Origin of the sequence: Serratia sp. CY38905 (assembly GCF_052168875.1) — a bacterium.
GTDB lineage: Bacteria > Pseudomonadota > Gammaproteobacteria > Enterobacterales > Enterobacteriaceae > Serratia > Serratia sarumanii.
Genome location: NZ_JBJNLV010000001.1, coordinates 124594 through 144374 on the forward strand (window position 1 = coordinate 124594; position 19781 = coordinate 144374).

Here is a 19781-nt window from a genome sequence, read left to right on the forward strand (position 1 = left end):
CTTAGACGATCTTCGGTTGGCCGTCCGAGGCGGTCGCCCCGCCATCGACCGGAATGTTGGCGCCATTGATAAAGCTGGCGTCGTCGCTGGCCAGAAACGCCATCACCGCCGCCACTTCTTCTGGCTCCGCAGCGCGCCCCAGCGCGATGCGCTCATTGAACTTGTCGCGGATTTCCTGCGGCCAACCGTTGGTCATGTTGGTTTTCACCAGGCTCGGGCAGACCGAGTTGATACGCACGCCGTCACCGCCGTGATCCAGCGCCATGGCGCGCGTCAGGTTGACCACCGCGCCTTTCGCCGCGCAGTAATAGGCCGCGCCCCAGTCGCCGCCCAGGCCGGACACCGACGCGGTATTGACGATGCAGCCCTTGGTCTTCAGCAGATGCGGCAAGGCGAATTTGGAGCAGAACACCACGCCGTCGATATCGACCCCGGCGATGCGCCGCCAGTCATCGACGCTGGTTTCCAGCACGCTGCCCGCCACGTGTACGCCGGCGTTGTTCAGCAGAACGTCGATGCGGCCCAGTTTTTCCGCCACCTCGTTCATCATTTTTTCAACCGCGACGTGATCGGACACGTCGATATGCACCGCCATCGCCCGGCCCTTCGGCAGCGAAGCGGCAACCTTGTCTACCGCCTCTTTAGCCCAGTCGGCCAGCACCACGATGGCGCCCTCGGCGGAGAACCGCCGCGCCGCCGCTTCCCCCATGCCATTGCCCGCACCGGTGATAACCACGACTTTATTGTCAAAACGCATGAGACCTCCTCCATGTGAACGTATTTATATAAGTCATACAAATCTCATTGCCCCGAGGATAAGACGCCCCTCCCCTGAGCGCCAGTCAAAACGTGCGGTTTATTAACCAAAAGGAGGTATGTCAGTGATTTCAATGCGCTGGGTTAACCTTTATCGGATTTTGGCCAACATATTGATGGATAGAATAAAATCCCGGCCCGTCACTATTTTCCTGGCGGATTGTCAGCCAGCGGGACTATTGCGGATAGGCGGTTATGGCCGCTCAGAGATAAGCGATGTGAATGAAAAACGGCAGCCGCCCGCAGGCGGCCGCGACTATTTTTTCTCGATGGGGATCACCAGCAGATCGACGTTCAGCTCGTTGATCGCCTGACGCGCCGAAGAGACCAGTCGGCTCCAGACATCGTGATGGTGGCCGAAGATCACCAGATCGAACCCTTTCTCCTTCGCCACCCGGTTCAGTTCCTCCGTCAACGCACCGCGGCTGACGATCACCTCTTCAACCGGATACGACGACTGCCCTTTGATCGCATTGAGCATATTCTTCACCCGCTCTGAAAAGGTGCGATCGGTGTAGTTATAATCGCCCACGCCCAGATCGACGTAATAACCGGCGCGATGAATGTCGATATAGATCAGGGAAAGTTGGGCATTGAGCGCGGCGGCCAGCCTGGCGCCCTTGCCCAGCAGGAACTCGGCGTCTTCGCTGAGATCCGTGGCGACAACGATATGCCGATAAGCCATGATGGCGGCCCTCCTCGTCAACTCCGTAAACAGGATGGCGCTCCTTGCCGCATGTTTCTCATGCACCTTAAGTTTAGCCTAGCGCCGGTTCGCTCGCCTGTCTCGCAATCGTTCCATCTGTGGAACGATGCATCCCGCCTTTGCGGTCTACCGGATTTTTCTCCCCTCCCTACACTGTAGGCAAGCGCTGAGTTTCAGCCTTATCAATCAAAGCAGATATCCATTGACCTCACGACAAGAGAAGGAAAAAACCATGAGCACTCCAGCCAACTTCAACGGCCAGCGTCCTGTTATTGATGCCAATGACGCCGTCATGCTCCTGATCGACCACCAGAGCGGCCTGTTCCAGACCGTCGCCGACATGCCGATGACCGAACTGCGCGCCCGCGCCGCCGCACTGGCCAGCATCGCCACCCTCAGCAAACTGCCGGTGATCACCACCGCTTCAGTGCCGCAGGGCCCGAACGGCCCGCTGATCCCGGAAATCCATCAGAATGCGCCGCACGCGCAATACGTCGCCCGCAAAGGGGAAATCAATGCCTGGGACAACCCGGACTTCGTGGCGGCGGTCAAAGCCACCGGCCGCAAGACGCTGATCATCGCCGGCACCATCACCAGCGTCTGCATGGCCTTCCCGTCCATCAGCGCGGTGGCCGAAGGCTATAAAGTGTTCGCGGTGATCGACGCCTCCGGCACCTACTCGAAAATGGCGCAGGAAATCACCCTGGCGCGCGTGGTGCAGGCCGGCGTGGTGCCGATCGACACCGCCGGCGTGGCCTCGGAGCTGCAGGGCAGCTGGAACCGCGCCGACGCTCAGCAGTGGGCCGAGGTTTACACCAAAATCTTCCCGGCCTATCAACTGCTGATCGAGAGCTACCTCAAAGCGCAGGACGTGGTGAAAAACAACGAACTGCTGGACTCCCAGCGTTAAGATCGCGGGCATAAAAAACCCCGGCCAAGGCCGGGGCTATGAATCGCGTGCCGGTGACTTTCCCGGCTGTCATGTTATGGCGTAAGCGTCCATCCAACACTCCAACATTACGCAGCCTAAGCGCGACTTTTTCACAACAGAAAAATAGACTGAAACGCGGCGTTATTAATTCTGCGGCAATCTGTTTTTCTGTTGCCAATAATAATTAATTATTGGAACGTCATCGAGGAATCGAACCCCAGTCCGCCAACGGATAATTTCGTTGCCGCTCTTCCTGCTGAGCTAATGACGTATTGGTAAAGACTCCGGGCGAACCCGGAGTTTATTCAGGCTGAGGACGTTATTTCTTAACTGCTCCGACTTAAACCCTCATCACTGTCGTAAGAAATCGGACCTCGGCCGAAAATTATAACGCGACCACGTTGCCGGCAGAAGGGCCCTTCATGCCATTTTCGATAGTGAACTCAACCTGTTGGCCTTCGTCCAGCGTTTTGAAATCGTTGCTCTGGATAGCAGAGAAATGTACGAACACGTCTTTGCTGCCGTCTGCCGGGGTGATAAAACCGAAGCCTTTACCTGCATCAAACCATTTTACCAAACCAGTCATTTTAGTAGACATAGAGATATTTCCTTTATATTTTTGCGACGCCATAGGGCGATAGAGGTCTGTTTTTATTGGAAACTTATGGGGCACTAGAGAAGAAAATTCGCGGAAGAAGAGGTATCTGAGGGATATCGCTAATACTGAGAACTGCTTTACTAAAACTGCTTTCATAAAGTCTGTACTACAAACCGATGACGCTATTTACACACGGCTGAGTTATTTAAGCAAGATATATTTTAAATTATATTCATATGGCTCATAAATTTATTATCGCAAAAGGCCGCTGACGCCTGTCGCTACGGGCGGAGTGAAACACAACGAACAGCTAGACTCGCAGCGCTGATCGCCAAAGCTCACAGCACCGGGGCTGACTATAAAAGCGCAAATAGCCGCCGCTTCCGCGTTATGTTCTTCCCTTCACGCGAAACCGCTCTCTGCTATAAAAGCGGGGAGAAGCGCTTAATCGTCATGAAAAAGCCATAAAAACTTAATAAATCAATCTGTTCTCGACACTGGTACATTATCGTTGCTACGATAATTATTTATATTCGCAGGAAATGACCTCAAGGATGGCTATGATTGGCAAAAGAACACTGACGCTAGCTGCGCTGACACTCAGTTTGGCAGGCTGCCAGCCGGCACCGCCAAGCTATGTGGAAAACGCGAATGCCTTGATCGCCAAACAGATCAGCGCAATTAGCCTGCAAACGGCACAGTGCAAATTTGCCCAAGACGGGCACTATTGGATTTCGGCTTGCTCGTTGGGTACTGCGCACACCGCACCGGTGTTCGCCCTGTTCGAACAGGAAGGCGTTATGCAGGCCAACGACAATCTGGCCATCGCCGTCGTGCCGCTCAACGAGCAAGCTCGCCACCTCTCACAGGATCCGCGCTTCACTATCCCGGTAATGCAACGCCGCATTCCCGTAGACGCGGATAAAGCCTTCAATCGCTTATTTGCCCAATCATCGCCTTAATCCCCCTCAGCCGACGATCGCGATCCCCAGCCGCTCCAGCAGCTGCGCGGCCTGGTGGCTGTCCATTTTGACCCCCTGCAGATCGGTGGTGCGTAAATCCAATTCGCCCAGTTCCGCATTGCTCAAATCGCACTGGGTGACGTCGGCGGCGCGCCAGTCGAATCCGGAGAACTCGCCGCCGGACAGATCGGAGCCGCTGAAGCTGGCGCCGAGCACCTGTGCGCCGTGCCAGCGGTTTTCCCACAGCTCGCATTTCTCCAGCACCACCTTGGCGAAGTTGGCGTAGCTCAGGTTGCTTTTGGTGATATAGGCGCTGCAAAACCAGGTGCGGCTGGTGATCATGTTCATAAAACTGGCGCCGCGAAAATCGGCGCCCTGCGCGCGGCATTCGCGGATCTCCAGCCCCAGGGCGCTAGCGTAGCGGAAGTCGGCCATCGACAAATCGCAGCTTCTGAAGCTGGCGTCTTTGAGTACCGCACGGCTGAAATTGCCGCCCTGTCGGCTGTCACGATCGTAAAACTGGCAGCCGATAAACTCGGTGCCGGTCAGATCGGCGCCCGAAAAATCACACAGCATAAAGCTGCCGTTTTCAATCTTCTCGCCGGTAAAGCGGTTACGGTCAATCTTTTCACCCTTCAACATCAGACTCATCGCAGCGCACCTGTTTATTTATACAGTCGGTGCGGCATTTAATCCTATTCCAGCTGAGTTGGCAACCATCACCGATCGGCGGGCCTCCGCTCTAACGCCACCTTGACGATGCTGAACGTCCTGGTTCTCTCCGCCTGAGCGACGTCGGCAAACAAACGGGGGTAACGGGAGTTGACCACCCACACCTCGCCATCGCGCAGCGCGGCGCCGGTCGGCCCATCCAATCCCGGCGGCGTGGCGACCGCAGCGAGATGCGCACTGGCCCAGCCGTCGCTCGAGGCGAGCAGCGTTACGTTGCCGGACATGCCCCCTTTTCTCCCCGGATAAGACTGTACGATCACCAATTCATGGGCGTTTTTGAGCCGCAGCCCGTCCGGCCCTTTCAGCCGCTGCGGCAGCCTGATTTCACTTATTGCAGATGCGTTATCCAGCGTCACCTTCCACAACAGCCCGCGGGTGTAGTCTGCCGCAATCAGATAGCCATCCGGGTGATACACGATGCCGTTGAGATAAGGCTGCGTGCCCTGCGCTGCGGCGGGTGCGTCGGCGGGCATCAAACGCGCCGAGCGCACCAGAATAGATACCTGGCGCGTTGCCCGGTCAATCTTGTAAATCTGCGGCTGGAAGCTGTCGGTCACGTAGATATTGCCCTGCGCGTCGAGCGCCAGATCGTTGGCCAGCGTCGGCCCACGGCTTAACGATGAAAGATCGTACGTCTGCTGCAGCGCGCCGGTATCGAGATTGAACTCCAGCACCTGCGCCACGCGATTGCGCGTGCCGGAGGTTGAGTTGAGGGATACGCCCACGTCTTCGTTGCACACCAGCACCCGGTTGCGCTCGGCGTCCACCAGCATGCCGGAGGTGGTGATAAGCCCACTGCCGGTGGAAAAGCGCCGATAGCGGCCATCCGGGTAGACCAGGCCGAGCTGCCCGCCACGCAGGGACGACACCAGGAACGCACCGGCGCGCGCATTCCAGGCGATGCCTTCAGGGTAGGCGCCGGCGGCATCCGGCGAGAATTCGATGCGCTGCGTGGCCTGCGCCTGCATGACGCCGCTGAGAAACAGCGCGGCGCCGGCAAGCTGGGTGAGGCGCCGGCACCGCGGCAACAAGAAAGAAAAGAGGCTGAAGCGGAACATAAGCATGATCCTGATGAGGACTCGGATCGCTAGAGTAGGATCGCGCCGCTCACGGCACCAGCCGGGAAAAAGGCAATGCGCTACTAAAAAAATCGCAGTAATCGGCGCAAAAAAAACCGCCCGGGCGGGCGGTTGAGGCGACGGCGAACCGTTACTTCAGGGCTTCCTGAATGGCGTCGGCCATCGGGCCGATGTGCTTCTCCGCCGCCTTCAGCTGGAAGTCCACGCCGTTGCCGTCGTTGGTATCCGACAGCGTGGCCTTGATCAGCTCCAGCGCCGCCTGCACCGCCACCAGCCGTTTATGCTGTTCGTCCGTGACCGGTTTGGCGCCCATATTGGCCGGATAGTAATGTTCTAACATCGCGATCTCCTTTTGATGACGTTAACCTCTAACCTACCAGAAAACCGCGCATTTACTAAGGAAACCAGGCCCTGCGCGGCCGAGTGACGATAAATTGCACTATACTGGGCAAACACGCCCCCTGCTACAGGACCATCGCCATGCCATTCCAGGGAAGCTGCCACTGCGGCGCCGTCACCTTCTCCGTGGACGCCGAACTGCCCACCGAGGCCCTCAGCTGCAACTGTTCGATCTGCCGCCGCAAAGGGCTGCTGCTGTCGTTCTTCCCCATCAGCGCTTTCACACTCAACAGCGGCCAGGACCAACTCAGCGCCTACACCTTCAATCAGCACAAGATCCGCCATCAGTTCTGCCGAGTCTGCGGCGCTCAGCCCTTCGCCTACGGCACCGCGCCGGACGGCGCCGCGATGTGCGCCGTCAACCTGCGCTGCGTGCCTGACGTCGCGCTGGATGCGTTGCAGATCCACAGCTACGACGGCGCCAGCGTCTGAGATGCCGCGTTTTCAGCGGTAGACGGAGAACTTCTTGGTCAACGGCTTAAGCTGTTCGGCGTCGCCGTAGAGCGCCACCGCCACGAAATCCAGCTGTTCGTAAGGGGGGGTGGCGGTGTCGGCGATCTGCTGTTCGGCGGAGTGCGACAGCATGGTGGTGGTGAAGAAGTTGGACAGCACGCCCTCTTCCTTGCATTTGAGGATCAGGTTGCTGAGCTGGCTGCTGTTTTTAGCCTGCAGGATCACTATCGGATAGTGGCTCATATTGGCGCTGACGCCGTCGAGGCTGCTCGGGTAGTGGTGAAACTCGCGCTGTTCGATCAGATCGGTGATGCCCGCCGTCAGATGGCAGGAGGCGTTAAACAGCGTGGCCGGTTCGTGATTGCGGTTGAGGATGATATAAAACTTTTTCTCGTTGTCGCTGTACATACTCTTCTCCTTGAATAGGCAGTCAGTTTTATCCAACCTGCGCACGGTTTCAAGGCGCGATAAGGGGCCGCGTCCGGCCCCCGTAATAACGCTGCCGGCTCAGGCGGCGCCTTCACCCGGGCCGAGTGGCTGCGCTACCTGATGCAGCACGGTGATGTGCTGCAAAAGCGTGCCGCCGTCGATCGGTTTCATCTGGCCGTCGCGATCTTTATAGTGCGTCGGCTTGGCGCCGTGGAAGAACAGCCCGGCGTTGACCTGCACGCCCAGATAGCCTGCGCTGGCCGGCAGGCGCTGCACGTCGGTCCAGGGGTTGGAAACCGGCACGTACTGGAAACCCTCGCTCGTTTTGGCGTACAGCGGGCGCAGCAGCGTGATAAAGGCCATCATCGGCGACAGCGCATCTTTAAAGATCTGCACCGGCCGATCGACCGTCATCAAGAAACCCTGCGGCTGCTCCTCAACCGTGTCGAGGCTCAGGCTGCTGCTGATATCATCACCCCGGCCGCCATAGCTCCATTCAATGGCCGGCGCCCCACTCTCGTTCATCATCTCTGACATACACTGCTCCTTATAAAATGAATTCAACACGCCTGCTGCGTGCCGGAACAGTAAACCGCTGCAGGGGGATCAGCGTCCACGCCGGGCGGCACGCTGGCGAACCAAACAACGAAGGCGCTCAATAAAGCTCGAAATGAATAATTTCCCCACGTGATAGCGCAGCATTTGAACGACCTGAGCCGTTGCAAGAGCACATAGTGATGGCGTTACCGCCACTGGAGAGTGTTATGACCGCGATTAAACCGGACGCCATCGACCGCGTTCTCCCCGCCGCCACGCCCTGGCTAGCCGTCATCAACGTGCTGTTCGCCGGCATCGCCGCCGCGCTGCACGTGGGCAAGGCCACCATCGCGCTGCCGGCACTGGAGGCCGAATTCGGCCGTTCGCTCGAAGCGCTGAGCTGGGTTATTTCGGCCTTTCCCTTCGTCGGGGTGTTCGGCGGCATCGCCGCCGGGCTGCTGGTGCGCTGCTGGGGCGACCGGCGGCTGCTGGCGCTCGGGCTGCTGATCATCAGCGCCGCCAGCTTTACCGGCGCCGCGCTGCACGACTTCAGCGGGTTGATCGTCAGCCGCTTTGTCGAAGGCCTCGGCTTCGTGATCGTGGTGGTCGCCTCGCCGGCGGTGCTGAACCGCATCGTCGCCCCGGCGCAGCGCAGCCTGGTGTTCGGCATCTGGAGCACCTTCATGCCGGCGGGCATCGCCATTTCGCTGTTTTTCGGCCCCCATCTCGCCGGCTGGCAGCAGAGTTGGCAGGCCGGTGCGGCGCTGACGCTGCTGGCCGCCCTGCTGCTGCCGCTGACCACGTCCCGCCGCACCGCCGAGGCGCACGCGCCGTCCTTGCCGCTGCGGCAAGCGCTGGGCGCCCTGCTGCGGGCGCGCCGACCGCTGTTGCTGGCGCTGATGTTCGCCGCCTACAACCTGCAATTTTTCTCGGTGATGACCTTCCTGCCGATCTTCCTGATGCAGCGCATCGGTCTGACGCTGGCGGCCGCCGGCGGTATCAGCGCGGCGGCGGTGGCGGCGAACATCATCGGCAACCTCACCGCCGGGCTCTTGCTGTCGCGCGGTCTGCGTGCCGGTAGCCTGCTCGCGGCCACCAGCCTGATCATCGGCGTCTTCGGCATCGGCATTTTCTTGCCGATAACGCCCAACGCCCTGCTGATCCCGCTGTGTTTCCTGTTCTGCGCCATCGCCGGCATGCTGCCCGCCACCATTCTGGCCGCCACGCCGGCGGCGACGCCGGAACCGACGCTGCTGCCGCTGAGCCTGGGGCTGGTGATGCAGGGGAACTATCTCGGCCAGGTGATCGGCCCGGTTGCGCTGAGCGCCATCGTGGCCGCAGCCGGTTGGGCGGCCCCGGCCTGGCTGGTGCTGGCGGCGGCCGTATCAGGGGCGCTGTTGGCGCTGGCTTTTCTCAGCCGGCGGCATAAGGCGGGGTGATAAGCAGAAAGGTGGTTCTGGTTGTTATAAGCGGTGCTGAATTTTCCCTGGTGCAGGTGCCTGCCTATCGCGAAGGATAAGGCCAATGATGATCGAGACCCGACAATGACAAGGCGCCGGTGGCCGCGAAATACACCAGCAGGCCGGCAAAGGCGATCAGTAGCGTCTTCTCGATGACGCCGAGTCGTTTGTGTTCAGTCATTTGCATACTCCTTCGTGGTATCGGGCGAACGGCCGCCCTCATCAACACTAGGAAAGCCTGGCGCAGGCGGCAAGCGCGGCTCACAAAATGAAACACAATCGATAAATTTTGTTAATTATTTAGCCCTCTTTCTTTTCTCACGCCGCCGTCTGTTCACCCTGCGGCGCCCGCCTTGCCCTTAATAACCCTATGGAATACGCCACTAAAAATCCCCTACCGGTTAAGTAAAGGTGATGATAGTGTTGTTTTCATTCAGTTCATCTATGCTGAAAATTCATCTTTTGAGGGACGACTATGATGTCTAAAGGCATTTCCAAGGGATTCTTTATTCTGATCCTGTTCATCGTTACCGCCGCCTTTCTCGACGTGCTGGGGCCTTACTACTCCTCGGTGCTGTGGGCGGTCATTCTGGCGGTGATTTTCCATCCGGTAAAAAAGAAACTGAAGCAGTACGTCGGCGAACGCAACGGCGTGGTGTCGCTGCTGACGGTGGCGCTGATCTGCCTGATCGTGTTCACGCCGTTGGCGATCATCGCCTCGTCGCTGGCGATGGAATTCAACGTGATCTACACCAAGCTGCAGACCAACAACAGCCAGTTGCCGACCATGCTGGCGGACTTTATGCGCCACCTGCCCGGTTGGGCGCAGCGCTTCCTGGCGGAACATAACCTCAACAGCGCCGCCGAGATACAAAAGCAACTTTCCGAGGTGGCGCTCAAGGGCGGGCAATATCTGGCGGGCAGCGTCTTCCTGATCGGCAAGGGCACCTTCAACTTCGTCGTCGGCTTCGGCGTGATGCTCTACCTGCTGTTCTTCCTGCTGAAAGACGGCCCCTATCTGGTGAACCTGGCGCTCGAAGCGCTGCCGCTCTCCCAGCACGTAAAACACCACCTGTTCGTGAAGTTCGCCGCCGTCTCCCGCGCCACCGTCAAGGGCACGGTGGTGGTCGCCGTGGTGCAAGGCGCGCTCGGCGGGCTGGCGTTTTACTTTACCGGCATCGACGGCAGCCTGCTGTGGGGCGCGCTGATGGCGTTCCTGTCGATTATCCCGGCCGTAGGCTCCGCTATCATCTGGGTGCCGGCGGTGATCTACTTCTTCGCTACCGGCATGCTATGGAAAGCCATTTTCCTGGTAGTGTTCTTCGTGGTGGTGATCGGCCTGGTGGACAACATTCTGCGCCCGCTGCTGGTGGGCAAAGACACCAAAATGCCGGACTACCTGATCCTGATCTCCACCCTGGGCGGCATGGAGATCTACGGCATCAACGGCTTCGTCATCGGCCCCTTGATCGCCGCGCTGTTCATCGCCTGCTGGAACATTCTGTCCGGCCGCGACAGCGAGGAGAACATCGAAGAGATCGACGAAGCGTTTATCGAGGAAGGCAAAAATCATCCCGACGCGGTGGAGTAAACCTCCCGCAGCGAATCACGCAGGGGCCCAATGGGCCCCTTTTTTGTCAGTGGTTCTGTATCAGCGCGCCGGGATAAAAAAGACCTGCTCCGGATCGCCGTCATCGAGATTGTCAATCTGGCCGCTGGCGACAAACCCGGCGTTCAGCAGCAGCCGCTGCATCGGCAGGTTGGAGCGATTGGTGGAGGTGAACAGCTTCGGGTGACGGCAATGGGACTTCAACACCGCAATCAGCGCCTGCCCGACGCCCCGGCGGCGATAGCGCTCGCCGACCATCAACATCTCGATAAAGCCGCAGCCGAAGAAGTGATAGTGCAGCACCCCATAGCCCATCACCATGCCCTGTTCCTCGGCAAGAAAACAGATGCCCTGCGCGCACCAGGCGCGGATTTGCGCCGCGCGCTGCGGCGCATTCTGAGCAACGCTGTCCAGGGCGATCAGGGCTGCGACATCGGTTTCAGCAGCAAGGCGCACAAGCATATTTAACCCCTCATTCGTATGGATGACGGCGGTGCCGCTTCAACGAAACGGCAACCGAAGCGGGATAATTTTTACATCCCCGCCAGATTTTGTAATCCTATTATAGAGTTACTAAAAACACGCCAAGGAAGGAAAACATTTCCCGATGAAAATACCGCAAATCTCCGCCGCCCTGCTGTTTACCCTGCTGCTGGCGGGCTGCCAGTTCCACAAAACCGTGTTCCCGCCGCCGTATATCGGCACTCCGCAAGAGATCAGCACCTACGAAGTGAAAGGGCTGACCTTCGTCACCACCGTCACCTTCAGCGGCCTGTTTGCCGAAGAGCTGGTGCGCGAGTACGCGCAGAAGCATCACTACCGCTATTACGTGGTCACGATGCGCAGCAACGGTTTTAAAGATCGAAGCGAGCGCGTGAGCGCAATGATGTATCGGTAAGTCTTGGCAACATATGCCGTGAAGACTGGATTCAACATTAGGAAACGCTATACGAAATATTGCACAACCCAATACTCACAGGCCGCATGAAAGTACGGCCTGCGACTTTTGGTCTAATTATCTGGCATCGCAGTTGCCGCCCTTTACTTTCATATCGGCCGAAACTCCAACGTGCCGTTGTTGACCGCTTCGTAAACCGCGGCCGTTGGCGGCTTAGGCAAACGCGCATTGACGATTGCCTTTATCGCGGCCTGGCAAAGTTGCGGCTCCCCTTGTTCAGCCCGAACGCTGATCAGCAGACCATCCGGCGCCAGCTTGATGCGCAATGTACAACTTCTGCCTGAGTAGGCTTCTGCATCTTTCAAATGGCTTTGAATCACGGCCAGCAACTGGGCAAAATACTGTTCTTTCTCTTTTCCCGGCACAGGCGTCTTTGGGTCACCAAGGTTGGCAAAAAGGTCATCGGCCTCTTTATTCGCCGGATCGTTTTGGCTGGGGACAGTGCTCTTGGCACACCCCGTTAATGCCAGTGCGAGCATCGCCGCCAATAAGGTGGCGGCGCCGTTTTTATAGCCTGAATGCGTTATTTTCATATCCCTGTCCTTATGGATGATTATCAGCCGAATCAACGTTGTATTCGAAAAGATCCCCGGTGAATACTTATACAGAATTAACGCCAAACCACCAATGACATCACGCACTGGCGCGCGGAAAATCGTGAGTAGATGATGATATGAAACCCTAACCCCCTCACCGGGCCGCACGCCTGAGCCCCCTGACCTGTCGACATCTCCCGAATGGGTAATCACCCCATCAATAAATTAAGTTATTCTTACTTTTTTATCCCACCATAAGCACTTTCAACCCTGGCAATCTGGAAAATCTGCCTATACTTATTTTCCTGATATTAAATTCGTTTAAGTAACCAGGATGGTAGGTATGAAAAGCAAACGACTCTTTGCCGCGCTTCTTGCTGCAACTACGGTGATGTTCATTGCGGGCTGCGCTTCCAATCAGGCGATCAAAACAACGGATGGCAAGACCATTGTCACCGACGGCAAACCTCAGGTCGATACAGATACCGGGTTAGTCTCCTATCGAAACGCTGAAACAGGCAAAACGGAACAGATCAATCGAGACCAGATTGCAAACATGAGTGAGTTGGATAACTAAAAGGAGCTTCAAATGAAAAAAACGCTTGTTCTTCCCGCGATCGCCCTGGTTGCCATCGCCGCACTGTCAGGCTGCACACGCACCAGCTACGCCATCCATACCCACGACGGTCGAACGCTCATCAGTGACGGCAAGCCGAAAGAAACTTCTGCCGGGTTGCTCGGTTATACCGACGCCAATGGCGTTAAACAGCAAATCAACAAGACGGAAGTCAAAGAGGTTTCAGAGATCCCTCATTAAGGTTCCGATAATCTCAGCCAGCTAACACCAAGGGAGCCAATGGCTCCCTTTCTACTCTAAAACCCGGCGTACTTGCCTGCATTTAACGATAACGTCGAACACCTGACATTTCAGCGCCAACGTTCCCGGGTTTGCCATACGGATCTCTCCTTTCCCTGCGTCGAACAGCTATAATCCAAGAAGTGGAGTTATTTGATAACGATAAGGAGGGAGTATGTATAAAACTATCTTGGTTCCAGTCGATATTACCGAGCCGGAATTAACGCAGCAGGTCATCCCACATGTCAACGCGCTCGCCAAGCTCGAAGACTCCCACGTCCATTTCCTGGCGGTGATCCCGTCACGCGCCACCTACGCCGCTTTCGGCTTTGCCGCCACCGCGGCGATAGAAACCAAAGACGAAATCATTGCGGTAGCGACCGAAGGGTTGGCGAAAGCGGCCAAAGAATTCAGCGTGCCTGAAGATAGAGTGACCACGCACGTGGCCGTCGGCGATCCTAAAGATCAGATCCTGGAACTCGCTGATGCGCTTAATGCGGAAATTATTGTGATGGGTTCCAACCGCCCTTCTGCGATCACTTACCTCCTCGGCTCCAATGCCACCGCCGTCGTGCGCCACGCCAATTGCCCGGTGCTGGTGGTGCGTGAATCGGCCAATCCTTGATATCCCATGCCCATTTGAACAATAAAAAAACGGGAGCCCTAAGGCTCCCGCTCTCATTCAAACGCCAAACACACTTACATGTGCTCTACGATAGCGTCGCCAAACTCTGAGCATTTCAGCAGTTTAGCACCTTCCATCAGGCGTTCGAAGTCATAGGTCACGGTCTTGGCGGCGATGGCGCCTTCCATGCCTTTAACAATCAGGTCAGCCGCTTCGAACCAGCCCATGTGACGCAGCATCATCTCTGCGGACAGGATGATGGAGCCTGGGTTCACTTTGTCCTGGCCGGCGTACTTCGGCGCGGTGCCGTGAGTCGCTTCGAACAGCGCGCAGTCGGAGCCGATGTTGGCGCCCGGTGCGATGCCGATGCCGCCGACCTGGGCAGCCAGGGCGTCGGAGATGTAGTCGCCGTTCAGGTTCATACAGGCGATCACGTCGTATTCCGCCGGGCGCAGCAGGATCTGCTGCAGGAAGGCGTCGGCGATCACGTCTTTAACCACGATCTCTTTGCCGGTGTTCGGGTTCTTGATCTTCAGCCATGGGCCGCCGTCGATCAGCTCGCCGCCGAACTCTTCGCGCGCCAGCTCATAGCCCCAATCCTTGAAGGCACCTTCGGTGAACTTCATGATGTTGCCTTTGTGAACCAGGGTCACAGAGTCACGGTCGTTGGTGATGGCGTATTCGATCGCCGCACGCACCAGACGCTTGGTCCCTTCTTCGGAGCATGGCTTCACGCCGATACCGCACTGCTCCGGGAAGCGGATTTTCTTCACGCCCATTTCGTCGCGCAGGAATTTGATCACTTTGTCCGCTTCGGCGGAGCCGGCTTTCCACTCGATGCCGGCGTAGATGTCTTCGGCGTTTTCACGGAAGATCACCATGTCGGTCAGCTCAGGCTGTTTCACCGGGCTTGGGGTGCCCTGGTAGTAACGCACCGGGCGCAGGCACACGTACAGGTCCAGCTGCTGGCGCAGGGCCACGTTCAGAGAACGGATGCCGCCGCCGACCGGGGTGGTCAGGGGGCCTTTGATGGCGACGCGGTAGTCGCGGATCAGGTCCAGAGTTTCGTCCGGCAGCCACACGTCTTTACCGTAAACGTGGGTAGATTTTTCGCCGGTGTAGATTTCCATCCAGGAGATTTTACGTTCGCCGTGGTAAGCCTTTTTAACGGCCGCATCAACCACGTGGATCATGGCAGGAGTCACGTCAACGCCGATGCCGTCGCCTTCGATGAACGGGATGATCGGGTTATGAGGAACAACCAGTTTACCCTGGGCGTCAACCGTGATTTTTTTACCTTCTGCCGGAACAACTACTTTGCTTTCCATCAACCTCTCCTTCAAGCGCAATTTTGTTAATGCTTTGTAAGATGCGTGTAGATACTACTTGAATATTCGGTCCGCGCCAATCCGAAACGGATTCGGTTATAATGCGCTTATCATCCGTAATCTCAACCGTTATGAAAAAATTCTCTGTTAGAAATCACAAAGTTAAACGATTCAGCAAGCCGAATGCCGCCAAACCCGCCGCGCCGAAGGGGCCGCGCCGAATTGTGTTATTCAACAAGCCCTTCGACGTGCTGCCGCAGTTCACCGACGAAGCCGGCCGCGCCACGCTGAAAGAGTACATCCCCTTCCCCGACGTTTACGCCGCCGGGCGCCTGGATCGCGACAGCGAAGGGCTGCTGGTGCTGACCAACGACGGCCAGCTGCAGGCGCAGCTCACCCAGCCGGGCAAACGCACCGGCAAAATCTATTATGTGCAGGTCGAGGGCGCGCCGCAGGAGAGCGATCTGGCGCCGCTGCGCAGCGGCGTCACGCTGAAAGACGGCCCCACGCTGCCCGCCGGGGTGGAGTTGGTGGCCGAGCCGCAGTGGCTGTGGCCACGCAACCCGCCGATCCGCGAACGTAAATCCATCCCCACTTGCTGGCTGAAAATCACCCTGTATGAAGGGCGAAACCGCCAGGTGCGTCGCATGACGGCGCATATCGGGTTCCCTACCCTGCGCCTGATTCGCTACAGTATGGGTAATCTTTCGCTGGGTTCACTGCAACCTGGTGAATGGAAAAGCATCGATTCCCTGTAGACCGATAACTGATGGAGGCGCCATGAGGAACACACTGACAGCGCTGCTGTTCACCGCACTGGCGGCCCCGCTCGCCGCCCAGGCCGCCAGCTTCGACTGCGCCAAGGCGGCAGGCAGCGATGAACGCGCCATCTGCGCCGACCGCACGCTGAACGATCTGGACGTGCAAATGGCCACAAAATATCAATTCCTGCGCGGCCTGTTCGCCATGGGCGCGCGCGGCGCGATGCAGGACAGCCAGCAGGACTGGCTGGCAAAACGCCAGCGGTGCGGCGGCGACACCGCCTGCCTGCTCAAAAGCTATCGCACCCGCATCGCCGAGCTGGACGATATCTACCGCCGCATCGACAAACCGCTGTAAGGAGAGCGCATGTTCAAACCGCACGTCACCGTGGCCTGCGTGGTGCACGCCGCCGGCAAATTTTTAGTGGTCGAAGAGACCATCAACGGCAAAGCGCTTTGGAACCAGCCGGCCGGCCACCTGGAGGCCGACGAGACGCTGGTGCAGGCCGCCGAGCGCGAACTGTGGGAAGAGACCGGCATCCGCGCCGCGCCGCAGGCGTTCCTGCGCCTGCACCAGTGGATCGCGCCGGATCGCACGCCGTTCCTGCGTTTTTGCTTCGTTATCGAGCTGGAACAGCCGCTGCCGACCGAGCCGCACGACAGCGATATCGATCGCTGCCTGTGGCTGAGCGCCGACGAGATTCTGCAGGCGCCCAACCTGCGTTCCGCGCTGGTGGCGGAGAGCATTCGCAGCTACCAGCAGCCGGAGCGCTACCCGCTGTCGCTGGTCGGCAGCTTCGCCTGGCCGTTTTAAGGGCGCGGGGCAGCACAAGATGAACAGTGCGCCGGCGCGGCCAACGTGGTAAAATCCTGCGCTTGTTTTTATCAGCACGGTTCGTGTTCAAGTTCGTGAGATCCCCATGTCAGACAACAGCCAGAAAAAAGTAATCGTCGGTATGTCCGGCGGCGTCGACTCTTCCGTTACCGCCTATCTGTTACAGCAACAGGGCTATCAGGTCGCTGGGCTGTTCATGAAGAACTGGGAAGAAGACGACGACGAAGAGTACTGCTCCGCCGCGACCGATCTGGCCGACGCGCAAGCGGTCTGCGACAAGCTGGGCATCGAACTGCACACGGTGAACTTTGCGGCGGAATACTGGGACAACGTGTTTGAGCTGTTCCTGGAAGAGTACAAGGCCGGCCGCACGCCGAACCCGGACATCCTGTGCAATAAAGAGATCAAATTCAAAGCCTTCCTGGAGTTCGCCGCCGAAGATCTGGGGGCCGATTTTATCGCCACCGGCCACTACGTGCGCCGCCAGGACGTGGACGGCAAGAGCCGCCTGCTGCGCGGCGTCGACGGCAACAAAGATCAGAGCTACTTCCTCTACACCCTGAGCCACGAGCAGGTGGCGCAAAGCCTGTTCCCGGTCGGCGAGCTGGAGAAGCCGGAGGTGCGCCGCATCGCCGAGCAGCTGGAGCTGGTCACCGCCAAGAAGAAAGATTCTACCGGCATCTGCTTTATCGGCGAGCGCAAGTTCCGCGACTTCCTCGGCCGTTACCTGCCGGCGCAGCCGGGCCCGATCGTCAGCGTTGACGGCCAGACCGTCGGCGAACACCAGGGCCTGATGTATCACACCCTGGGCCAGCGCAAAGGGCTGGGCATCGGCGGCCTGAAAGACAGCAGCGAAGATCCGTGGTACGTGGTGGATAAAGACGTGGCCAACAACGTGCTGGTGGTCGCCCAGGGGCACGATCACCCGCGCCTGATGTCTACCGGCCTTATCGCGCAGCAGCTGCACTGGGTGGATCGCCTGCCGCTGAGCGGCCCGTTCCGCTGCACGGTGAAGACCCGCTATCGCCAGCAGGATATCCCTTGCACCGTGACCCCGCTCGACAGCGAACGCATCGAAGTGCGTTTCGACGAGCCGGTCTCCGCCGTCACCCCCGGCCAGTCGGCGGTGTTCTACCAGGGCGAAATCTGCCTCGGCGGCGGCATCATCGAACAGCGCCTGGCGTAATTCGCCTGCCGTCCAAGAAAAACGCTGCATTTATCGCAGCGTTTTTTTTAATCAAAACTCCACCTGCGCCCCCAGTTCGATCACCCGATTCGGCGGGATTTCGAACAGATCCGGCGCGCGCAGCGCATTGCGCTGCAACAGCTGGAACACCTTGCCGCGCACGCGCAAATACCAGGGCCGCTTGCCCAGCACCAGCGTATCGCGCGACATAAAGAACGAGGTCTCGTTCATGGTGAAGCTCATCCCCTCCAGCCCACAGCGGTAAAGGATGTCCGTGACGTTGGGCGTCTCGCGCCAGCCGTAGCTCGCCACCACCCGCCAGAAACTCGCCGACAGCTGTTCGATCGTCACCCGCTGCACGTTATGCACGTACGGCATGTCGGTGGTGACGATGGTCAGCAGCACCACGCGCTCATGCAGCACCTTGTTGTGCTTCAGGTTATGCAACAGCACCAGCGGCACCGCGTGCGGCGTGCGCTCCATAAACACCGCGGTGCCCGGCACACGCTTCGGCGGCGCCTCCTCCAGCGACTCGATCAGCGCGCTCAGCCCCTCCTGGTTGTCGCGCAGCCGGCGGATCAGACGCGAACGCTCGGTCTTCCAGGTCAGCATGATCAGCAGAATCATCAGCCCCAGCACCACCGGCAACCAGCCGCCGGTCGCCAGCTTGATCAGGTTGGCGCCGAACAGCGGTACGTCGATGCACAGCATGACAACCAGCATCAGCCCGCCCAGCGCGCGCGGCCAGCCCCAGTTTTTCACCGCCACGATGCTCAGCAAAATCGACGACAGCAGCATGGTGCCGGTCACCACGATGCCGTAAGCCGAGGCCAGGTTGCTGGAGTGTTTGAAACTGATAATCACGATCAGCACCGCTGCGAACAGCAGCCAGTTCACCACCGGAATGTAGATCTGCCCGGACTCCTGATCGGAGGTATAGATGATGCGCATCGGCGGCAGGTAGCCCAGCCGCACCGCCTGCCGCGTCAGCGAGAATACGCCGGAAATTACCGCCTGCGAGGCGATCACCGTCGCCAGCGTGGCGATCACCAGCAGCGGGATCAGCGCCCAGGTCGGCGCCAGCAGGAAGAACGGGTTGTTGATCGCCGCCGGATTGGTCAGCAGCAGCGCCCCCTGGCCGAAGTAGTTCAGCACCAGCGCCGGCGCCACCAGCGTAAACCACGCCAGGCGGATCGGCTTTTTACCGAAGTGGCCCATATCGGCGTACAGCGCTTCGGCGCCGGTGACCGACAGCACCACCATGCCCAGCGCAAAGAACGACACCGTCTTGTATTCGAGGAAGAAATTCACCGCCCAGTAAGGGTTCAGCGCCCGCAGCACGCCAGGGTGCTGCAGAATGCCGCCGATGCCCAGCAGCGCGAGCGTCAGGAACCAGATAACCATCGCCGGGGCGAACAGTTTGCCGACGCTGCCGGTGCCGCGCTTTTGTATCGCGAACAACGCGGTCAGCACCAGCAGCGACAGCGGCACGATAAAGCTGTCCAGTTCGGGGGCGATAATCTGCAGCCCCTCGATGGCCGAAAGCACCGAAATGGCCGGGGTGATCACCCCGTCGCCGTAAAAGAAGCTGCCGCCCACCAGCCCGATCAGCACCGCCGCCGGCACCCAGCGCGCATCCAGCCTGCGGATCGCCAGCGACATCAGCGTCAGGATCCCGCCCTCGCCGTCGTTGTCGGCGCGCATCACGAAACAAATGTATTTAATGGACACCACCAGCGTCAGCAGCCAGAAAATCAGCGACAAAAAGCCGTAGATTGAGGCCGGCGTCATGGTGATGCCCTCCTCCGCCGTCAGGCATTCGCGCAGGGTATACAGCGGGCTGGTGCCGATATCGCCGTACACCACGCCGATGGCCGCCAGCGTTACCGCCGGCAGCGGCTGCTTGTTTTTTACGTGCATATGAAGGTCTTTATTTGAGGGCTCACGTTGGCAGTATAGATGCAGCCGCCGCACTTTATTTGCCG

Annotated in this window: 26 protein-coding genes and 1 pseudogene; 13 read left to right on the plus strand and 14 right to left on the minus strand. The window is 58.7% G+C overall.

Features of this window, described 5'->3' with window-relative positions; all coding sequences use genetic code 11:
* Position 1 precedes the first annotated feature (1 nt).
* Positions 2-757, minus strand: coding sequence for an SDR family NAD(P)-dependent oxidoreductase (locus ACJ8MK_RS00705; protein ID WP_025302549.1), 756 nt, complete (start codon positions 755-757; stop codon positions 2-4).
* A gap of 315 nt (positions 758-1072) precedes the next feature.
* On the minus strand, positions 1073-1501 hold the full coding sequence (locus ACJ8MK_RS00710; protein ID WP_033638240.1) for a universal stress protein: 429 nt from the start codon (positions 1499-1501) through the stop codon (positions 1073-1075).
* A 253-nt stretch (positions 1502-1754) separates the two neighbouring features.
* Here ACJ8MK_RS00710 and ACJ8MK_RS00715 point away from each other — a divergent pair, with 253 nt between their 5' ends.
* Positions 1755-2432 (plus strand): isochorismatase family protein, encoded by a 678-nt coding sequence (locus tag ACJ8MK_RS00715; RefSeq protein WP_016928046.1) that lies wholly within the window; start codon positions 1755-1757, stop codon positions 2430-2432.
* A 213-nt stretch (positions 2433-2645) separates the two neighbouring features.
* On the opposite strand, the pseudogene ACJ8MK_RS00720 reads toward ACJ8MK_RS00715, so the two are convergent.
* A pseudogene (locus tag ACJ8MK_RS00720) lies at positions 2646-2724 on the minus strand.
* A 114-nt stretch (positions 2725-2838) separates the two neighbouring features.
* Entirely contained in the window at positions 2839-3051 is a 213-nt protein-coding gene (gene cspE / locus ACJ8MK_RS00725; RefSeq protein WP_033638238.1) for a transcription antiterminator/RNA stability regulator CspE, read from the minus strand.
* 560 nt (positions 3052-3611) lie between these two features.
* Between cspE and ACJ8MK_RS00730 the strand changes: the two genes are divergently transcribed.
* Entirely contained in the window at positions 3612-4013 is a 402-nt protein-coding gene (locus tag ACJ8MK_RS00730; RefSeq protein WP_047571642.1) for a hypothetical protein, read from the plus strand.
* A gap of 6 nt (positions 4014-4019) precedes the next feature.
* Here the strand turns inward: ACJ8MK_RS00730 and ACJ8MK_RS00735 are convergent, their stop codons facing one another.
* The 3 genes from ACJ8MK_RS00735 to ACJ8MK_RS00745 all read right to left on the minus strand — a co-directional run bounded on the left by ACJ8MK_RS00735 (position 4020) and on the right by ACJ8MK_RS00745 (position 6164).
* Complete coding sequence (locus ACJ8MK_RS00735) at positions 4020-4664, minus strand: Qnr family pentapeptide repeat protein (RefSeq protein ID WP_049234408.1); 645 nt, start codon at positions 4662-4664, stop codon at positions 4020-4022.
* A 68-nt stretch (positions 4665-4732) separates the two neighbouring features.
* Entirely contained in the window at positions 4733-5803 is a 1071-nt protein-coding gene (locus tag ACJ8MK_RS00740; RefSeq protein ID WP_442517431.1) for an SMP-30/gluconolactonase/LRE family protein, read from the minus strand.
* 151 nt (positions 5804-5954) lie between these two features.
* Complete coding sequence (locus ACJ8MK_RS00745) at positions 5955-6164, minus strand: hypothetical protein (RefSeq protein WP_025160266.1); 210 nt, start codon at positions 6162-6164, stop codon at positions 5955-5957.
* A gap of 140 nt (positions 6165-6304) precedes the next feature.
* On the opposite strand from ACJ8MK_RS00745, the gene ACJ8MK_RS00750 reads away from it, so the two are divergent.
* Positions 6305-6655, plus strand: a complete 351-nt coding sequence (locus tag ACJ8MK_RS00750; RefSeq protein WP_033653875.1) for a GFA family protein — start codon at positions 6305-6307, stop codon at positions 6653-6655.
* 12 nt (positions 6656-6667) lie between these two features.
* Here the strand turns inward: ACJ8MK_RS00750 and ACJ8MK_RS00755 are convergent, their stop codons facing one another.
* Both ACJ8MK_RS00755 and ACJ8MK_RS00760 read right to left on the minus strand, forming a co-directional pair.
* Positions 6668-7084, minus strand: coding sequence for a DUF2000 family protein (locus ACJ8MK_RS00755; protein WP_442517432.1), 417 nt, complete (start codon positions 7082-7084; stop codon positions 6668-6670).
* A 99-nt stretch (positions 7085-7183) separates the two neighbouring features.
* Complete coding sequence (locus ACJ8MK_RS00760) at positions 7184-7642, minus strand: hypothetical protein (protein ID WP_049234405.1); 459 nt, start codon at positions 7640-7642, stop codon at positions 7184-7186.
* Positions 7643-7869: 227 nt separating this feature from the next.
* Between ACJ8MK_RS00760 and ACJ8MK_RS00765 the strand changes: the two genes are divergently transcribed.
* A complete protein-coding gene (locus ACJ8MK_RS00765; protein WP_442517433.1) occupies positions 7870-9081 on the plus strand; it encodes an MFS transporter in 1212 nt (403 codons plus the stop codon).
* A gap of 64 nt (positions 9082-9145) precedes the next feature.
* Here the strand turns inward: ACJ8MK_RS00765 and ACJ8MK_RS00770 are convergent, their stop codons facing one another.
* Positions 9146-9283: a hypothetical protein gene (locus ACJ8MK_RS00770; RefSeq protein ID WP_162837928.1), complete on the minus strand. Its 138-nt coding sequence runs from the start codon at positions 9281-9283 to the stop codon at positions 9146-9148.
* Positions 9284-9577: 294 nt separating this feature from the next.
* Between ACJ8MK_RS00770 and ACJ8MK_RS00775 the strand changes: the two genes are divergently transcribed.
* Positions 9578-10693, plus strand: a complete 1116-nt coding sequence (locus ACJ8MK_RS00775; RefSeq protein ID WP_033646364.1) for an AI-2E family transporter — start codon at positions 9578-9580, stop codon at positions 10691-10693.
* A 60-nt stretch (positions 10694-10753) separates the two neighbouring features.
* Here ACJ8MK_RS00775 and ACJ8MK_RS00780 read toward each other — a convergent pair whose 3' ends face one another.
* A complete protein-coding gene (locus tag ACJ8MK_RS00780) occupies positions 10754-11173 on the minus strand; it encodes a GNAT family N-acetyltransferase (protein WP_442517434.1) in 420 nt (139 codons plus the stop codon).
* 145 nt (positions 11174-11318) lie between these two features.
* On the opposite strand from ACJ8MK_RS00780, the gene ACJ8MK_RS00785 reads away from it, so the two are divergent.
* Positions 11319-11609, plus strand: coding sequence for a hypothetical protein (locus tag ACJ8MK_RS00785; RefSeq protein WP_033646366.1), 291 nt, complete (start codon positions 11319-11321; stop codon positions 11607-11609).
* A 149-nt stretch (positions 11610-11758) separates the two neighbouring features.
* On the opposite strand, the gene tolA is transcribed toward ACJ8MK_RS00785, so the two are convergent.
* On the minus strand, positions 11759-12202 hold the full coding sequence (tolA, locus tag ACJ8MK_RS00790; protein WP_442517435.1) for a cell envelope integrity protein TolA: 444 nt from the start codon (positions 12200-12202) through the stop codon (positions 11759-11761).
* A 346-nt stretch (positions 12203-12548) separates the two neighbouring features.
* Here tolA and ACJ8MK_RS00795 point away from each other — a divergent pair, with 346 nt between their 5' ends.
* The 3 genes from ACJ8MK_RS00795 (at position 12549) to uspF (ending at position 13686) form a co-directional block, all read left to right on the plus strand.
* Positions 12549-12782, plus strand: a complete 234-nt coding sequence (locus ACJ8MK_RS00795) for a YgdI/YgdR family lipoprotein (protein WP_033638227.1) — start codon at positions 12549-12551, stop codon at positions 12780-12782.
* A gap of 12 nt (positions 12783-12794) precedes the next feature.
* Positions 12795-13022, plus strand: a complete 228-nt coding sequence (locus ACJ8MK_RS00800) for a YgdI/YgdR family lipoprotein (RefSeq protein ID WP_033638226.1) — start codon at positions 12795-12797, stop codon at positions 13020-13022.
* A gap of 214 nt (positions 13023-13236) precedes the next feature.
* A complete protein-coding gene (gene uspF, locus ACJ8MK_RS00805) occupies positions 13237-13686 on the plus strand; it encodes a universal stress protein UspF (RefSeq protein ID WP_049234402.1) in 450 nt (149 codons plus the stop codon).
* Positions 13687-13760: 74 nt separating this feature from the next.
* Here the strand turns inward: uspF and icd are convergent, their stop codons facing one another.
* Positions 13761-15014, minus strand: coding sequence for an NADP-dependent isocitrate dehydrogenase (gene icd, locus ACJ8MK_RS00810; RefSeq protein WP_033638224.1), 1254 nt, complete (start codon positions 15012-15014; stop codon positions 13761-13763).
* A 131-nt stretch (positions 15015-15145) separates the two neighbouring features.
* Between icd and rluE the strand changes: the two genes are divergently transcribed.
* The 4 genes from rluE to mnmA all read left to right on the plus strand — a co-directional run bounded on the left by rluE (position 15146) and on the right by mnmA (position 17796).
* The gene (gene rluE, locus ACJ8MK_RS00815; protein ID WP_033653870.1) at positions 15146-15772 is read left to right on the plus strand and encodes a 23S rRNA pseudouridine(2457) synthase RluE; all 627 of its coding nucleotides are present in this window, start codon (positions 15146-15148) and stop codon (positions 15770-15772) included.
* A gap of 22 nt (positions 15773-15794) precedes the next feature.
* Positions 15795-16133, plus strand: coding sequence for a lysozyme inhibitor LprI family protein (locus tag ACJ8MK_RS00820; protein WP_033638222.1), 339 nt, complete (start codon positions 15795-15797; stop codon positions 16131-16133).
* Between the two features lie 9 nt (positions 16134-16142).
* Complete coding sequence (locus ACJ8MK_RS00825) at positions 16143-16589, plus strand: NUDIX hydrolase (RefSeq protein WP_041034763.1); 447 nt, start codon at positions 16143-16145, stop codon at positions 16587-16589.
* Positions 16590-16695: 106 nt separating this feature from the next.
* On the plus strand, positions 16696-17796 hold the full coding sequence (mnmA, locus tag ACJ8MK_RS00830; RefSeq protein WP_033638220.1) for a tRNA 2-thiouridine(34) synthase MnmA: 1101 nt from the start codon (positions 16696-16698) through the stop codon (positions 17794-17796).
* A 51-nt stretch (positions 17797-17847) separates the two neighbouring features.
* Here the strand turns inward: mnmA and kup are convergent, their stop codons facing one another.
* A complete protein-coding gene (kup, locus tag ACJ8MK_RS00835; protein WP_048321481.1) occupies positions 17848-19716 on the minus strand; it encodes a low affinity potassium transporter Kup in 1869 nt (622 codons plus the stop codon).
* Positions 19717-19781 lie beyond the last annotated feature (65 nt).

Coding starts and splice junctions, on each gene's coding strand:
- ACJ8MK_RS00750 (WP_033653875.1), top strand. CDS start 6,305: ATGCCATTCCAGGGAAGCTGCCACTGCGGCGCCGTCACCTTCTCCGTG.
- ACJ8MK_RS00735 (WP_049234408.1), bottom strand. CDS start 4,664: ATGAGTCTGATGTTGAAGGGTGAAAAGATTGACCGTAACCGCTTTACC.
- ACJ8MK_RS00755 (WP_442517432.1), bottom strand. CDS start 7,084: ATGTACAGCGACAACGAGAAAAAGTTTTATATCATCCTCAACCGCAAT.
- ACJ8MK_RS00795 (WP_033638227.1), top strand. CDS start 12,549: ATGAAAAGCAAACGACTCTTTGCCGCGCTTCTTGCTGCAACTACGGTG.
- ACJ8MK_RS00770 (WP_162837928.1), bottom strand. CDS start 9,283: ATGACTGAACACAAACGACTCGGCGTCATCGAGAAGACGCTACTGATC.
- uspF (WP_049234402.1), top strand. CDS start 13,237: ATGTATAAAACTATCTTGGTTCCAGTCGATATTACCGAGCCGGAATTA.
- ACJ8MK_RS00785 (WP_033646366.1), top strand. CDS start 11,319: ATGAAAATACCGCAAATCTCCGCCGCCCTGCTGTTTACCCTGCTGCTG.
- ACJ8MK_RS00745 (WP_025160266.1), bottom strand. CDS start 6,164: ATGTTAGAACATTACTATCCGGCCAATATGGGCGCCAAACCGGTCACG.
- tolA (WP_442517435.1), bottom strand. CDS start 12,202: ATGAAAATAACGCATTCAGGCTATAAAAACGGCGCCGCCACCTTATTG.
- ACJ8MK_RS00800 (WP_033638226.1), top strand. CDS start 12,795: ATGAAAAAAACGCTTGTTCTTCCCGCGATCGCCCTGGTTGCCATCGCC.
- ACJ8MK_RS00820 (WP_033638222.1), top strand. CDS start 15,795: ATGAGGAACACACTGACAGCGCTGCTGTTCACCGCACTGGCGGCCCCG.
- ACJ8MK_RS00760 (WP_049234405.1), bottom strand. CDS start 7,642: ATGTCAGAGATGATGAACGAGAGTGGGGCGCCGGCCATTGAATGGAGC.
- ACJ8MK_RS00765 (WP_442517433.1), top strand. CDS start 7,870: ATGACCGCGATTAAACCGGACGCCATCGACCGCGTTCTCCCCGCCGCC.
- ACJ8MK_RS00730 (WP_047571642.1), top strand. CDS start 3,612: ATGATTGGCAAAAGAACACTGACGCTAGCTGCGCTGACACTCAGTTTG.
- ACJ8MK_RS00715 (WP_016928046.1), top strand. CDS start 1,755: ATGAGCACTCCAGCCAACTTCAACGGCCAGCGTCCTGTTATTGATGCC.
- ACJ8MK_RS00740 (WP_442517431.1), bottom strand. CDS start 5,803: ATGTTCCGCTTCAGCCTCTTTTCTTTCTTGTTGCCGCGGTGCCGGCGC.
- ACJ8MK_RS00775 (WP_033646364.1), top strand. CDS start 9,578: ATGATGTCTAAAGGCATTTCCAAGGGATTCTTTATTCTGATCCTGTTC.
- icd (WP_033638224.1), bottom strand. CDS start 15,014: ATGGAAAGCAAAGTAGTTGTTCCGGCAGAAGGTAAAAAAATCACGGTT.
- ACJ8MK_RS00705 (WP_025302549.1), bottom strand. CDS start 757: ATGCGTTTTGACAATAAAGTCGTGGTTATCACCGGTGCGGGCAATGGC.
- ACJ8MK_RS00825 (WP_041034763.1), top strand. CDS start 16,143: ATGTTCAAACCGCACGTCACCGTGGCCTGCGTGGTGCACGCCGCCGGC.
- ACJ8MK_RS00710 (WP_033638240.1), bottom strand. CDS start 1,501: ATGGCTTATCGGCATATCGTTGTCGCCACGGATCTCAGCGAAGACGCC.
- rluE (WP_033653870.1), top strand. CDS start 15,146: ATGAAAAAATTCTCTGTTAGAAATCACAAAGTTAAACGATTCAGCAAG.
- ACJ8MK_RS00780 (WP_442517434.1), bottom strand. CDS start 11,173: ATGCTTGTGCGCCTTGCTGCTGAAACCGATGTCGCAGCCCTGATCGCC.
- mnmA (WP_033638220.1), top strand. CDS start 16,696: ATGTCAGACAACAGCCAGAAAAAAGTAATCGTCGGTATGTCCGGCGGC.
- cspE (WP_033638238.1), bottom strand. CDS start 3,051: ATGTCTACTAAAATGACTGGTTTGGTAAAATGGTTTGATGCAGGTAAA.
- kup (WP_048321481.1), bottom strand. CDS start 19,716: ATGCACGTAAAAAACAAGCAGCCGCTGCCGGCGGTAACGCTGGCGGCC.